Annotated in this window: 8 protein-coding genes and 3 pseudogenes; 2 read left to right on the top strand and 9 right to left on the bottom strand. The window is 58.0% G+C overall.

The features are described from left to right. Positions 1 to 372 precede the first annotated feature (372 nt). The 3 genes from ACIQUH_RS03270 to ACIQUH_RS03260 form a co-directional block, all read right to left on the bottom strand. Positions 373 to 969, bottom strand: coding sequence for a type II toxin-antitoxin system VapC family toxin (locus ACIQUH_RS03270; protein WP_400812591.1), 597 nt, complete (start codon positions 967 to 969; stop codon positions 373 to 375). Positions 970 to 1,821: 852 nt separating this feature from the next. Further along, positions 1,822 to 2,805, bottom strand: a complete 984-nt coding sequence (uppZ, locus tag ACIQUH_RS03265; RefSeq protein WP_400812589.1) for a polysaccharide biosynthesis acyltransferase UppZ — start codon at positions 2,803 to 2,805, stop codon at positions 1,822 to 1,824. Between the two features lie 224 nt (positions 2,806 to 3,029). After that, complete coding sequence (locus ACIQUH_RS03260; RefSeq protein WP_400812587.1) at positions 3,030 to 4,658, bottom strand: family 16 glycosylhydrolase; 1,629 nt, start codon at positions 4,656 to 4,658, stop codon at positions 3,030 to 3,032. Positions 4,659 to 5,133: 475 nt separating this feature from the next. Between ACIQUH_RS03260 and uppW the strand changes: the two genes are divergently transcribed. Together uppW and ACIQUH_RS03250 are read left to right on the top strand one after the other, a co-directional pair. After that, positions 5,134 to 6,492, top strand: coding sequence for a Wzy-type polysaccharide biosynthesis protein UppW (gene uppW / locus ACIQUH_RS03255; RefSeq protein WP_400812585.1), 1,359 nt, complete (start codon positions 5,134 to 5,136; stop codon positions 6,490 to 6,492). Positions 6,493 to 6,835: 343 nt separating this feature from the next. Beyond that, positions 6,836 to 7,046: pseudogene (locus ACIQUH_RS03250) on the top strand (DUF6429 family protein). Here the strand turns inward: ACIQUH_RS03250 and ACIQUH_RS03245 are convergent. The 6 genes and pseudogenes from ACIQUH_RS03245 to ACIQUH_RS03220 form a co-directional block, all read right to left on the bottom strand. Next, positions 7,027 to 7,395: pseudogene (locus ACIQUH_RS03245) on the bottom strand (transposase); the annotation flags it as partial. The pseudogenes ACIQUH_RS03250 and ACIQUH_RS03245 sit on opposite strands and share 20 nt — an antisense overlap. Before the next feature lie 753 nt (positions 7,396 to 8,148). Then, positions 8,149 to 11,328 (bottom strand): annotated as a pseudogene (locus tag ACIQUH_RS03240) (efflux RND transporter permease subunit). Beyond that, positions 11,325 to 12,764 (bottom strand): efflux RND transporter periplasmic adaptor subunit, encoded by a 1,440-nt coding sequence (locus ACIQUH_RS03235; protein WP_400812584.1) that lies wholly within the window; start codon positions 12,762 to 12,764, stop codon positions 11,325 to 11,327. The pseudogene ACIQUH_RS03240 and the gene ACIQUH_RS03235 overlap by 4 nt, the downstream one beginning before the upstream one ends. Continuing rightward, entirely contained in the window at positions 12,761 to 13,135 is a 375-nt protein-coding gene (locus ACIQUH_RS03230) for a FixH family protein (protein ID WP_400813010.1), read from the bottom strand. The genes ACIQUH_RS03235 and ACIQUH_RS03230 overlap by 4 nt, the downstream gene beginning before the upstream one ends. Positions 13,136 to 13,890: 755 nt before the next feature. Beyond that, the gene (locus tag ACIQUH_RS03225; RefSeq protein WP_400812582.1) at positions 13,891 to 14,094 is read right to left on the bottom strand and encodes a cold-shock protein; all 204 of its coding nucleotides are present in this window, start codon (positions 14,092 to 14,094) and stop codon (positions 13,891 to 13,893) included. 284 nt (positions 14,095 to 14,378) lie between these two features. Next, positions 14,379 to 14,918 (bottom strand): alpha/beta family hydrolase, encoded by a 540-nt coding sequence (locus ACIQUH_RS03220; protein WP_400812580.1) that lies wholly within the window; start codon positions 14,916 to 14,918, stop codon positions 14,379 to 14,381.

Here is a 14,918-nt window from a genome sequence, read left to right as displayed (position 1 = left end):
ACCAGGATGCATGCCAGTGATCGACTCTCTCCTTCCGATCTGCTACGTCTGCCCCATGTTCAGATTGATACGAATAGAGCTGCGGCAACCCAACGCCTGATCGGCGAACGCTCTCGTATTGTCCTCAATGAAGGCTCTGAACATGGAAGATCCCAATAATATCAACGTGCCTGCCGTGTCTGGAATTTCCTTTCCGATGACCTGGAGGTCCTCCGGAGGGTAGAAATATTGGGGCAACCACCACTTCCTCCTTTCGCCACACCTTCACGCTTAAAAGCTACGCTTCCAGACTATCTGTTCATGGAACGAGAGTCTGGTGGTAGATTCTACATAATTGCGCAAATATCCTGCCCCCTGTCGCGCCGAGGGTCGTTATAGCGCTCTATGCGATAAGTTAAGTCGAGAGAACGGCGCCGGGCTATCGTCATTGGCATTCGACGTCATTCCCCATCCTACCGGGGGATCGATTACCCAATGGTCGATCGAAGGATCGAATAAACCCGGTATTGAGAAGTGTCGATCGATATGTACGAAATCTCTGACATTGAGCGAAGCGATCGGTATCTGGTGTGCGATCGCCATTGCCGCGATCATGACATCGCCGCCAAGCCTGATCTTGTCGTTCTTCAACTCGTCGCCCCAGCGATTAGTCCGTGGCTGCGTCTCGAACAAGTTCCTCAGATGCGAGCAGGCAGCCATCTGGCCAAGGAGCCGTGCGCCGGCGACGTTCATGTCCAGCACCATCAGCCTTTGGTCCAAAAACTTCTCGAACCACTCAAGAACGTCCGCGGCCTTTGAAGGGTTTGTCCTCTCGACGTAACGAATCCCGTACTCCGTCTCATACAGGACGATCCAGGGGATCACGATCGATTCAGCCTCAAGCGAAGCAAACCAGTTCAAGAGCCATTTCGGCGGCTCCTTAAGGTGCGCAATGCTTATAATGTTGGTGTCGAGTATGATGGCGTTCATGGAAGTAGCCGCGTCTCACTAGTCGGACCGATTTGGTCCTAGGCTAAGGCGTCGGCATTTGCTAAGTGTTTAAGCCGCGAATCCTTGGAGAGGCTCGATGGAATCTCGAAAAACGTGGACCGTCAAAGACGCGCAAGGGAATTTTGTACGACTTCTCGATGCCGCTCGCGATTCTGGACCTCAAGAGATTCAAGATGATACGGGTGTCTACGAGCTCCGTGTGAAGTTTGATCGCACAAAAGCTGACGCTGTCGATTTCCTCGCGAGACGTTCTTAGGGCGTCAAATTTTGGCGTCCTTCGGTAGATATTCGTTAAGCATGAAACTGGTTTCATTGACCTCCCATTCGGCCAATCGTTCCCTGTTGCACTCGGTGTTCAGCAATCAGCGCAGTGTTTCATCACCGCAGTAGGAGTGCGCTCGTGCCGTTCGTTGCGTTATCGTGATTGCGGCTTCAAGCCAGGTTGGATAGCTCTTTGGTGTGTTGGGGCTAATGCCTTCTCATTATGTCCCCGTGTCTTCATGGCCACAGGCAGCGCCAGATCGACGTGCTGGTGCCATGGAATTCTACGCCGACAAACGGCTAAAGTCTGCAGTTGGCGCTTTGGAGCACGACTGTCGCCGGTCTTTGCGGACTTCTTTCATCACGTTCAATAAACCTGATATGCTCGCCTCAGAAACGAGGACGCGAAACAGCATGAGGCTTTCCCATATCAATTTGGTCGCCAGAAATGTTGAAACCCTCGCCGCATTCTATGTGAACGTTATGGAGTGCGTGGTCCTTCGTGCACCGAAGACGTTGTCCCATCACGCCATCAGCGCCCCGATACGCGGAGTGATCGACCAATCCTTATCAGCGCATCGATACGGCATGGTCCCGTTGGCGCGGCACGGCGCTACCCTTGCGTCTGAAAAGCTTGATAAGCGGTTTCTCGAACAGGAAATGCGCGAAGACCGACACGGCCAGTGCAACGACGATGATGACCGCTCCTGCGAGAATACCGGGCGCCAATATCTTATGAATGATTGAGATCACCAGGCCATGCAGAAGATAGAGGGCGTAGGATGAGTCCCCGATAATCTCGATTGGTTTCAGCAGACGTCTCGGCCATAATCCGGCATTTTCGAGCCACACGCATCCGGCCACAAGGAAAAAGGCAGGTACGCCCCATGTTATCAGGCGCAGCATTCCAGATTGCTCGCTTATCATGGCCGCGGCAACAAAACCCGTCAGTGATATGACAAGCGCGGCGATACCCGCTTGTCCACCCTGGAACATAAAGCGCGACAGCAGAAGCCCGCCAAGGAACTCCAGCAAGAGCGGCGAGGTCCAGGTTTGTATGAACGGGGATTGTGTGGGTAAAACCTGTCCCGCCAGGGCCATGACGGACAGGATGCCGACCGTTACGGCCAGCGGCGCGCGCCAGGCAAGTCCAAGCGCGAAGACAATATAGAAGAACATTTCCATATTAAGGGTCCAGCCCACAACCAAAAGGGGAGCTACTTCGCCGTTGTCGCCTGCATAGGGAATAAAAAGTAACGATTTCCATAAATGCTCGAGGGTAAAGGTAAAGGTGGAAAAAACGCCCGCCATCGCACCGGCGCACATCACCAAGGTCACGGCCCAGTATAAGGGCACAATACGGACCAGCCTGTGATATAAAAACGCCCCCGGTCCCGCCGCCGTCGCGAAAGAACCCATGATGAGGCCGGAGATGACAAAAAAGACATCCACACCCGCCGCGCCAATCGTAAATGGGTCACCGACTATATGAAACAGCAGGACCGAAAACGCCGCGAGCGCCCTCAGAAACTGGATGGAATAAACCTTTTGCATTGCCGCTCCTGAAGTACTCAACCGTTCACGTCCTTCGCCTCAAATGCTGACAGAGGCAGCGAGTCGCGCCAACTCGAAAAAGCTGCCGAACTCTCCTGATTACGATGCTTGCAAGAATTGATGAGGTATACGTTCAAAAAATACCTAAAATCTGAAGAGCCAGATCACCAGAATTATTCCTGCCAGAAGCAGCCATCTCATGTGTAATTTAGTAAATGCCCTGGTTACGGACGTTTATATGCCGCAACGTAGTCGATTTTGACAGTGTTGGGATAATCTGCCGGGTCTGGCGTCCCTGGCCAAACGCCTCCCACTGACTGGTTCAGGATGAAGTAGAACGGAACATCGAATGGTTCTGCTCCGGCGTAAAGTCCTGAGCTATTGGGAAGGGGAAATGTGATCTTCTTGACAAAGTTGTCATCGATGAAGAACGAGATTCCTGTCATATCCCATTCGGCGGCGTATACCGTCCAACGGTCGACGCTGGGGATAACGTTTGCCGAACCGGAGTCCTGTGTATGCCCACCAGTCGATGTACCCCAGTGCAAAGTACTGTGCACTGTTTTGTCTTCAGTGGTATTGGTCGTCGAGTTGAGTTGCCCCACGTATTCAAGAATGTCGATTTCGCCGCCGCAGGGCCAGTACATGCCGCAAGTTCCCCAGTTCTTTTGCAACTGCGGCATCATCCAGAATGCTGGCCAGGATCCCCTTGCGACTGGCATTCTGATCCGTGCCTCCAGACGGCCAAAAGCCTGCGAAAAGCGATCTTTCGAGATGACAAGTCCGCTGAGCCACGATTTGGTGACCCCCAGGCAGCTCACGGACTGCTGTTTTGCGGTCAATTGCAGCGAGCCGTTTTGGATCGCTACTTGCGAGGCATCATAGCACTCCGTTCCCCAGGTCTCGCCAAAACCCTCCGTGCTTGACCCGTATGTCGGGCCGGTGGTGATTGCCACCCACTTTGCGGGATCAAGTGTACCATTCGAGAATTCATCCGAAAAAGTCAGAGCCCAACCATCTCGGACTGGAACAGGTACATTGTCTGGCTGCGTTGGGGGAGAAGCGGCGACGCCTGGATTCAGCATGACATCATCGACCAGCACCGAGACCGCACCGCCATCCTGTCTTTCGGCCGTAATGCCGATCAATGTTGTATTCGGCATGGGAACGTCAATAACGACGCGCGTCCAGGCCGTTGATGAAACGGCAATCGGGCCGGTGTTGGTATCCCATAGTGTTTCGTCGGTTACCTGATCGACCAGTTTCGTGTGAACAAGAGCGCTTCCCGTCTCCGCTCGGACATAATAAGCAACTCGGGTTAATGGCTGAGGGCATTCGCCGGGGCTTATATCTCGCTTGGCGGTGCCATATGGAGAACCGCTCAGCTTGAGCGACCAGTCATCTGTCCGTCCGGGGGAGGTTGTGGCCACCGCATTGCCGCTCCACCAAACCACAAACCCGCCCGTGTCTTGCGTGAAAGACTGGTTTGCGCAGGCATCGTTCGCAACGACGACATCATCAATATAAACTGTTGTGTCGGTTGCCGGCGAAACCGGCTCGGCGGTAATGCCAATGAGCGTCTCATTGGTGATCATGACGGGAATCGAAATCCTTGTCCAAGTCGTCCCCACAACGGTCGGTCCGGCGTTGACCGAATCGTACAGGACGGCGTCGGTCAACTGATCAACGAGCTTTGTATAAATACGAGCGCCACCCGTTTGGGTGCGCACCCAATAATTCACATAAGCTATGCCGAGCGGGCATTCGGTGGGGAATATGTACCTGGTTGCCGTGCCGGGACTGCCCTGCAAACGCAGGGATCGCGAATCCGTACGGCCGACGGACGTATCCACGACCGGAGTCGACCCGCTCCACCATGGTCCCCAGCCTCCGAGCCCAGCCGTAAATGACTGGTTCTCTCCGCAGTCTACACTTACAGCGTGAGCTGGAGAGCCAGCAGCATACAAAATCATGGCAAGTAGCCAGGTCAGTAAAGAACCCCTCACGACACCCCCAAAAAAAGACAGCTTATAGTTGAATGCCAATAAACCTGAACTGGCATCTTCTCGTCAAGTGCGGAGTTGGGGATTCGTCGAAAAGGCACTACTTTATCGAGATGGCGAAAGAATCTAACCCGAACCAGAATCTGCACACTGTTTGATTGCAGAAAAGCATTTGTTTCTCCGCTTAAGCCTCTTTCCTTCATAACGGAATTGCTATTCATCCGTGCATTCGGAATAACTAAAAAATAGGGTTTTCTCGGGATATTGATGTCACCGGAATGAAGCATCGGGTACACATGGGAAAAATGGCAGAGAAGATCCCCTTATGGATGCAGCGCACGAAGAACAGACGCATGGAAATTGGCGGAATACACTGTTTTATGTGACGTTCCTTTATTTTACGGTCGGTTTCTCGCCCTATATTTCGCTCTCGTCGACCTATCAGGGCTCCGCCATGGCGGAGGGGTCCAACCTGCTGAACCAGCTCACCGCGATCATCCTGCTTTTCAGTTTCATGGTGTTCATGGTGAAGGAACGGTCTTTCTCCATCGTCTTCACGCCGCGTCTGCTGATGGCGGCGATTTTCGGCTGGTATATCTTCACCTCTGTCGTGGGGGAGGCGCCGATGTTTTCGCTGCGGCGGCTCGTCATGTGCGCCATCATCTGCGTGCTTGCCGGTTGCTTTTTGCAATTGCCGCGCACGGAACGGCATTTCGCCACGCTGCTTGCCAGCTGCGCGATGATTATCCTTTTCCTGTGCTATTTCGGCGTCATCGTCCTGCCGTCACGGTCGATCCACCAGGCGAGCGATGCGCTTGAGCCCCTTCTTGCGGGTAACTGGCGCGGGGTCTTCCAGCACAAGAACGAGGCTGCCTCGGTCATGGCAGTGTTGATCATCGTTGCGATTTATCTCTGCAAGCGCTGGTCCTTCATCGGCGGCCTGCTGGTGCTGCTGCTATCAATGTTCTTTCTGATAAAATCAGGCGGCAAGACCGTACTCGGGCTGGTGCCGATCATCATCGCAACGGGCTGGTTCATCGTCGGCTGGCCCGGCTGGCGCTATATGGTGGTGACCGTGCTTCTGCTGGTCTTCACTGTTGTGACTGTTGGCACCACAGTGGAGCCTGTGTTTTCACAGATGCTGACGAGAATAGGTATCGACGCCAGCTTTACCGGCAGAACCGATATTTGGACCGTGGCCATCGACTATATTCGCCAAAGCCCAATCCTCGGATATGGTTACCAGGCCTTTTGGCGCAGCGACACCCTGATGTCCAGCTTCACCGAGAACAATAGTTGGGCGACGACCGCGCCGGCTTCCCATAGTGGCTATTTCGACCTGTTGCTTGCGGGGGGCGTACCGGGACTGGTTCTGGTGTTGGTATGGATTTATCTCTTGCCGCTGCATTATCTCGGCAGAATGAACGAGGCCACGCGCAACAGTCCATTGACGCGGCTTTACGTCGGCGTGTGGCTTTACGTGCTGCTCTACGGTTTTCTGGAAACGCTGTTCTTCCTCAGCGCGGGCTTCGTCTGGTTTTTCCTCCTCGTGGCCGTAATGGGCCTGCATTTGCAAGCGAATGCCAGCCTTGTCGAGGATGAGATGGAACCGGATCTGCCCGAACCGGCGATGAAGACAGGGCTACTATCCCGCACTCGCGAGAAAGAAGTTCGCGATTGTTGATTCCCACTGAGAGTTGATGGAGTTGATCGGACGGACATATTGTCACATTGCCAAGTTCTTTGTTGACGGAGATGATGGCGGCGTTTCAGGAGGGCCGGGACGATGCGGAGAGGGCGAGGTCCCTCCTTTTGACCTCAGGTTCCAGCATACGGAGCCACATTCTCACACTGTTCAGCCCGACATCGGGGCTGGCTGACACGTGACCGGGCGATACCCTTGCAGACCAGCCGGCAGCCCTATCGGTTGTCATCCATTATTTCTGCTGCTTTGCAACATCATATGCAGGGTATCCATCCGAGCAGGACCGCGGGATTTTGGGCGCCGCGCGTGGTAACGTCGGTTCATGGAGATCGATGAGGACAAGATCGACGATGCCGTTTTGACGCTGTTATGGCTGACGCTGCATAACGAGCGTTATGCCTGGAAGGGGTTCGACTGGGCAACGACGGATCGGCGACCCAGTCAACAAGTTGAAGTCATTGATCCTGACCGATGAAGGTTTGGAGCGTTCGGAAGCATTGTTCCGGGAGCTGTTTACGCGGGCGCCGCAATAGCCGTCCCTTTGTGTGTCTTCCATCGCCAAGGCAGCAGTTCGTGCAGGCGAGAGGCGGGAAGATCGACGATGCGGGCGGACACATCGGCGAGCCACGCGTTTGGGTCGACGTCGTTGAGACGACAGATCGTGATGACGGAGAGCATTATTGCGGCTCGATTGGCCCCACGCTGGGAACCGGCGAAGGTCCAGTTTCGACGCCCGAGGGCAATTCCTCTCAGCGTGCGCTCGGCCGCATTGTTCGTCAGACAAATCCGTCCATCTTCGAGGAAACGGGTAAAACCATCCCAGCGCTTCAGCATGTGATCGATTGGCTCGATCACCTCGGACGATTTGCTGAGCGTGGGCCGCGCGTTCACGGAAAGGCATTTCGGCGCGAACTTCTCCTTCATCATCCCGGAAGGCTTCGACGTCGCCGGAGGCGACTACGGCAAGCTGCAGTTCCTCGGCGACCGCGATACTCTACCTGAACTACGCGCGCTCCGACGTTTTGGTAAGCCTGACGACATATAGCATCGCGTTGGAGGGCGCGAACCGCACGGAAATCTTCGACTGTGGGAGCGGCGAGATCGACTGGGGCATTGACTGGAACGGCACGACGTTAAAGCCTGGCCGCTGGCGTGGTCGAAGCTGGCCGCGAAGGCAGACCTTTCAAAGTCGAATGGATCGCGTCTCAGGTCGTGGCGGGTCCCGAGCGGAACGCGATGAAGAGGGAAGGGGCCGTCCTCCCTATCCCGGCTGAACTCTGTCCGGCACTTCTCAGCGGTCTACCGCGTCACGGAGTTCTAGGCGAAGAGGCTCATCCCCACGGCGACGAAGACCGCGAGGAACAGGGGGACAAGCTGCGAGCCGACCAGCGCCTCATGGCCGAAGTGAAGATGAGGCTAAAATACCTCAAGCACGAGTCGCAACGTCGCGCTGCTTCAGACGCCCGCGTCGTGGAACTACCGTCCAGCGACGCGGCGAAGACTTCAGCGGTAGAACAGATATTTGATCAGCGCGGCGATCACGAGGACGACCACGACGAGTCCGAGTAGACCCGCGAGACCCATGCCCCACATCATGCCGCCGCCCATCATATCGTTCATCATCGCATCCTCCTTTCATTCAGCAGCCTCGAGACTGAGCTCGTCGTCCTTGGCGAACAACTCTCCGTGGACGCCGCCGGAAGCCGCCATCCCTTGGCCAGTCCATAGACCGCCGGGATGACGATCAAGGTCAACAGCGTCGACGACACCATGCCGCCGATCATCGGCACGGCGATGCGCTGCATGATCTCCGAACCGGTTCCCGTCCGCCAGAGGATCGGCACGAGGCCCGCCATGATGGCGACGACCGTCATCAACTTCGGACGGACGCGCTCGACTGCGCCGACCATGATGGCCCGGTTGAGATCCAGCTTTGAGAAGGAGCGGCCTTCCTTCTCGCAGGCTTCGCGCTGCTCCTTCATGGCGTGGTCGAGGTAGATCAGCATGATCACGCCGGTCTCCGCCGCGACGCCCGCAAGGGCGATGAAGCCGACGGCGACCGCGACGGAGGCGTTGAACCCCATCCACCACATCAGCTAGATGCCGCCGACGAGTGCGAACGGCAGCGACAGCATGACGATCATCGTTTCGGTCAGTCGCTTGAAGTTCAGATAGAGCAGCAGGAAGATCAGCGCCAGCGTCAATGGGACGACGATGGCGAGCCGCGCCTTCGCTCGTTGGAGATATTCGAACTGGCCGCTCCAGGCGACGGAATATCCGGCCGGCATCGTCACGCTCTTCGCCACGGCCTGCTGGGCCTCGGTGACATAGCCGCCGAGATCGCGGTTGGCGATGTCAACGAAGATGTAGACGGCGAGCTGGCCGTTTTCGGTGCGGATCGTCGTCGCGCCGCGAGCCAGTTTGATGTCCGCCACTTCACCGAGCGGGACGGTACCGCCACCAGGCAGCGAGACCTGCACGTCCCTGGCGATGGACTGCGGATCGCTTCGAGACGATCGAGGATATCTTATCGCTACGCCATAGCGTTCTCGGCCTTCCACCGTCTGGGTGACAACCTCCGAACCGAGCGCCATGCCGACGACGTCCTGCACATCGTTGACGGTCAGGCCGTAACGGCCAAGCGCGGTGCGGTCGGGAACGATGTCCAGGTAATAACCGCCGATCACCCGCTCGGCATAGGCGCTCGAGGTTCCGGGAACCGTCTTCAACACGGTCTCGATCTGCCGGGCGATCTTTTCCATCTCCCCGAGATCGGTGCCGTAGACCTTGACGCCGATGGGCGTCCTGATCCCGGTCGACAGCATGTCGATGCGGGCGCGGATGGGCATCGTCCAGGCGTTCGAGACGCCTGGAAACTGCAACGCGGCGTCCATCTCCTGTTTCAGGCTGTCAGTGGTCACGCCCGGCCGCCACTCGGACTTCGGCTTCAGCGTGATGATCGTCTCGAACATTTCGGTCGGCGCCGGGTCGGTGGCCGTCAGCGCACGGCCCGCCTTGCCGAAGACGCTCTCGACTTCGGGGAACGACTTGATGATGCGGTCCTGCGTTTGCATCAGTTCGGCCGCCTTGGTGACGGAAATTCCAGGCAAGGTCGTCGGCATGTACATCAGGGTGCCCTCGTCGAGGCTGGGCATGAACTCGCTGCCGATATGCTGAGCTGGCCATGCGGTCACCGCCAGGATCGCGACAGCCGCCAGGATCGTCAGGGTCTTGATCTTGAGCACGCCCGAGATCACCGGCCGGTAGATCCAGATCAGGAGCCGGTTCAGCGGGTTCCTGTGTTCAGGAACGATGCGACCCCGGACGAAAAGGATCATCAACGCCGGAACAAGCGTCACCGACAGGAAGGCGGCCGCCGCCATCGAGAAGGTCTTTGTAAAGGCGAGGGGCCGAACAGCCGGCCTTCCTGGGATTCCAGCGTGAAGATCGGCAGAAACGACACCGTGATGATCAGCAGGCTGAAGAACAGCGCGGGACCGACCTCGCTCGCCGCCTCGACGAGGATGTCGGTGCGCGGCTTGTCCGGCGGCGCCCGTTCGAGATGCTTGTGGGCGTTCTCGATCATGACGATCGCCGCGTCGATCATCGCGCCGATGGCAATCGCGATCCCGCCGAGACTCATGATGTTCGCGCCGATGCCGAGAAGCTTCATGGCGATGAAGGCGATCAGAATGCCGATGGGCAGCATGACGATGGCGACAAGTGCGCTGCGGACATGCAGCAAGAAGGCGATGGTCACCAGCGCCACGACGATCGATTCCTCGATCAGCGTTCCCTTCAGGGTCTCGATCGCCGACTCGATCAGCGTCGAGCGGTCGTAGACCGGCATGATCTCGGTGCCGGCCGGAAGGCTGCTTTTTACGGCGTCGAGGCTCTTCCTCGCATTTTCGATCACCGTGAGCGCATTCGATCCAAACCGCTGCAGCACGATGCCGCCCGCTACTTCGCCTTCGCCGTTCAATTCGGTGATACCGCGGCGTTCGTCCGGCACTAGCTCGACCTTGGCCACGTCGCCGAGACGGAGCGGCGTGCCGTTCTGGGTCTTCAGGACAATGTTCTCAATGTCGGGAATGCCTTTGAGATAACCCCGGCCGCGCACCATGAACTCGAATTCGGACAATTCGACGGTGCGGCCGCCGACGTCCGTGTTGCTGGCGCGAACGGCGTTGGAGATATCGCTGAGCGACACGCCCTGCGCCTTGAGACGCGAAGGATCTACGACGATGGAATACTGCTTCACGAAGCCGCCGACGCTTGCGACCTCCGACACGCCTTCGGACTTGGAGACGGCAAAGCGGATCACCCAGTCCTGCAGCGACCGCAGCTCGGCGAGCGTCAGGTTCTTGGCGACGACCGCGTATTGATAAACCCAGCCGACGCCCGTCGCGTCGGGACCGAGCGTGGGCGTCACGCCTTGCGGAAGACGACTTGTCGCGGCGTTGAGATATTCCAGCACGCGGCTGCGTGCCCAGTACGGATCAGTGCCGTCTTCAAAAATCACGTAGACGAAGGAGACGCCGAAGAACGAAAAGCCGCGCACGACTTTGGACTTCGGCACCGTCAGCATCGACGTCGTCAGCGGGTAGGTGACCTGATCCTCGACCACCTGCGGGGCCTGGCCGGGGTATTCCGTGTAGACGATGACCTGGATGTCGGAGAGGTCTGGAATGGCGTCGAGCGGCAGGGAGCGCAGTGCATAGACAGTGCATAGACGCCGCCAGCCACGGCAAGTGCTGCGCCGACCAGGATCAGCACAAGATTGTGGGCGGACCAAGAGATGACGCGTGAGATCATGGCTTTGCCTCCTCGATCGCCATGGCGCTGAGCGCCGAGTTCAGATTGCTTTCGGCATCGAGCAGGAAGTTGGCGGACACCACGACCTTGTCGCCGGCGACGACGCCCTGTCGGATTTCCGTGCTGTCGTTACCACGGACGCCGAACTTTACGTCCTTCGGCTCGAAACGTCCGTCGCCCTTGTCGATGAACACCACCTGACGGTCGCCCGTGTCGATGACGGCGCTGTTGGGAACGGCGATTACGGGCTTCGCTGCGCCCGCCTCGATCCCGACGTCGGCATACATGTTGAAAAGCAGGACACCGTCCGGATTGGGAAGTTCGATGCGGACCTTGGTCGTGCGCGTCTGCATGTCTACCTCCGGGTAGATAAGATCGACGACGCCCTTGAACGTCCTTCCGGGAAGGCTCCGGACGGTGATGTCGGCTTGCGCGCCAATCCGGATGGAGGCCAGATCGTATTCCGGAACGTCGGCGATCACCCAAACGTCGGAGATGTCGGCGATGCGGAACAGCACGTCTCCCGGCTTCGCCATCATGCCCGTGGTCGCCATGCGCTCGAGAACGATGCCGTCCCGTGGGGCGCTGTAGGCCATGCTCGCCGGCACCTGGTGGGTCTTGGCAATGCCTTCGATAACCTCCTGTGGGACACCGAGGTTCTTCAGCCGCAACGCTGAGCCGGCATCGTCGTCTTCGCGTCCGCCAGTCCTGCCGGCGGCGTATTCCGAAGCGGCAGTGGCGATGTCTTTGGAATAGAAACGGAAGAGCTTCTCTCCCTTGCCGATGTGGTCGCCCGTCGTCACGTCGGCGACGTCGTCGACGAACGAGTCCGTCCGCATCGAGATGATGCTGACGAGGCGCTCGTCGAGCGTCACCGTGCCCGGCACGCGCATCTTGCGGCTGATGCTGGCCATCTCGGCGGTGGCCGTCTTCACGCCCGTGCGCTGCAGCTTGCCGAGCGGGACCTTCACCGTGGAGACGTCGGACTGCTCGCCTTCGTAGACGGGAATGTAGTCCATGCCCATCGAGTCCTTCTTCGGCACCTTGGACGTGTCGGGCAGGCCCATCGGGTTTCTGTAGTAGAGGACCTTGCGCTCTGTCGGCTTCGCGCCGGTTTCGGCTGCCTCCACCGTTTTGTTCGACGTGGCGGCGGCGTCGCTGAAGCTGACGTCCTCGCTTTCCCTCACGGCAACGAAAGGTCGGCCATCATCGGTATTCCTCGGCGATGCGGAGAACTGGGGCAGTCCGTCGGGATTGCGGTAGTAGATGACGGCGCCGGTCGGCGCGGTCATCGGAACCTCGGGCGTGGCAAGAGCCTGTTCGACGCCGCGAAGGCCGAGCCGTCTGCCAAGATCGTTTATGCCAGCCCAATAGCCTCCCCCGCCGAGCAATACGGCGAGGGAGAGCGTGGCTGCCACACGTGATGGCGTGTTCAAGGAGTTGCCTTCAGGACAAGTTCGCCCTGCACGGTGTCCGGTTCGCCCTGGACCTTGGCGGCAAGCTTGAAGCGCCAGCCGCCCGCCATGGTGAAGTCGGCCTTGAAGGCGTAGACGCCCGGTTCGACTGACGTCGCCGCTTCGACAGGGGTCGTCATCATCTCCATGCCCTCCGGAGCCATGTCCATGCGGGTGGTGAAGATGACAGCGTCTGGGACGGGCTTGCCGGTCCGCTTGTCGACCAAGCGGACGGAGACCAGCGATCCCTGTCCCTGCTTGACGTCGGTCGAAACCGGCTGGAACTCGTAGTCCTGCGCGGCTGCGAAGGAGACGGTGGCGGAGCCGACGACCAGCGCGCCGGCGAGGAGCATCGCTCCTGCTGAAAAGGAAGTCTTGTTCATGATTCCGATCTCATCGGGACGGATCTCCTGGATCGCGTCCTCAGGGGCAAAAATTGATTGCCATCGGATCCGTGCGGACGCTCAGCGTCCGGCGTGAATCGCAGGCGTGTTTCAAAATTGGCTTGAGATCAGGCTTTCGGAGGTCGAGCCGGAGGCTTGACGAGGGCGGACGTCGGTTGCGACGCGGGCATCAGATCGTAGTCGTGGGACTGCCAAGAGACGGCGAGGGACCAGCCATGGAAGTGGGGAGTATGCGCGAAGATCGATGTCGTGCAGACCAGGGCCAGCGGGCAACCCTTGGCGCAGTCCGGCCTGACGGGCTGCTTGTCGGGGCAGCATGGCATGTTTTCAGCCATTTGCATGCCGGGCATATTCTCCATCATCGCCGGACCCGAAGATGCCCTAGCGCTGCTTGCCAGCCCAATACTCATCGGACCGATAAGGACCGCGAGCATGGCGAAGAGCAAAAACAGACGATGTACGGCCTGCAGGAGATTCATAGGCCTGATACTGGCATGGTGCTTCTGGGATTGGAAGCCGGGTTCACGGAGATGTGTTGAGGTCGTGACGCGATTGCCGACGTAGTTCTCAACAACCAAGACGACGTTCGCACTTGCCGTTCGCTTCCCCCGGCGAGAGCGAGTTCTGAAGGGTTTTGCCCATCGCCTCTGCGTCATGGCGGTGCGGATTCTCATCTCAGTCAGAAGAATCCTTGCGAAGCGAGCCTAGACCGGTCGAACGTTTTCCGCCTTCGACTTCCCGGTCTTGCGGTCTTGACCGACTTCGTAGGAAACGTTCTGGCCTTCGTGTAGCAGCGTGGAACCCTGCACGGCGCTCACGTGGACGAACACATCCTGTCCGCCGTTCTCCGGCGTGATGAATCCGAAACCCTTGTCTTGATTGAAAAACTTTACGGTGCCGTTCGCCACTGCATTCCCCCGGTTCGTACATTGATGAGGCGCATTCATAGCGGCCTGGCAGAAGTTCCAAAATGCCGGCTCGTTTCGTGGGACGTCATCGCCTGTGATGACAGCTTGTAAAGACAGTCCCAGAAACACAAAAGCTCCCGAAGGGAGCTAGGTGTGCTTTGATCGCTTTAGATTCCCAAGGGTCCTCAACAAGAGAGTAGGTCGAACCTATGTGCTTGCGGCGAGTCTTGCCAACCCATAATGCAGGTCTTCTTGAGACACTCTTCGAGGAAATTGGTAGGCTATCACAACGTCGCCGCCCATTCAGCCACATGATCTGCAGCGGTCGAGATATGCTCCGCGGCTGTGCGTCCCGACACGGCTTTTCGCGGCCGGAAATCATGGTCTCCGTCGTCCAGCCAGAGAATTTCGATCTTGTCGGATAGCTTGTAGCTGGGAACTTCCTCCCGCGATCCGAAGAGGTCCCGAGTTCCCTGACAGATTAAGGTAGGCGTCTTCATGTCCTCTTCCGCGATCATGCTAGCCACACGGCCGCCCATGGATTTGCCTCCTATGACAACTCTCCCCATCGGGCCGAGCTCGTCGATCACGGCTTCAAATTCTTGCTTGAGGACCTCTGCGCGGGGCGGTGGCGCACGCTTTTCCGAAGACCGTCGAGCCGCCATGTAATCGAACTCGAACCGGACGATTCGCAAGCCTTTGTCGGACAGCGCTGCGGACATGGTTGTCATCCACGTCGTGTCCATCGCACCACCCGCTCCATGGGCGAGAACGACGGTGACGTTGGCATCTTCGGGGCCGGTGACGAGGAAGTCATGAGGCAT

Origin of the sequence: Agrobacterium sp. NPDC090283 (assembly GCF_044769685.1) — a bacterium.
Classification (GTDB): Bacteria; Pseudomonadota; Alphaproteobacteria; order Rhizobiales; family Rhizobiaceae; genus Agrobacterium.
This window is presented reverse-complemented; position numbering and strand designations above follow the sequence as displayed.

What these genes read in the sequence shown, in the direction of transcription:
- ACIQUH_RS03270 (WP_400812591.1), bottom strand. Translation starts at nt 969, where the DNA reads ATGAACGCCATCATACTCGACACCAACATTATAAGCATTGCGCACCTT.
- uppZ (WP_400812589.1), bottom strand. Translation starts at nt 2,805, where the DNA reads ATGCAAAAGGTTTATTCCATCCAGTTTCTGAGGGCGCTCGCGGCGTTT.
- uppW (WP_400812585.1), top strand. Translation starts at nt 5,134, where the DNA reads ATGGATGCAGCGCACGAAGAACAGACGCATGGAAATTGGCGGAATACA.
- ACIQUH_RS03230 (WP_400813010.1), bottom strand. Translation starts at nt 13,135, where the DNA reads ATGCTCCTCGCCGGCGCGCTGGTCGTCGGCTCCGCCACCGTCTCCTTC.
- ACIQUH_RS03220 (WP_400812580.1), bottom strand. Translation starts at nt 14,918, where the DNA reads ATGCCTCATGACTTCCTCGTCACCGGCCCCGAAGATGCCAACGTCACC.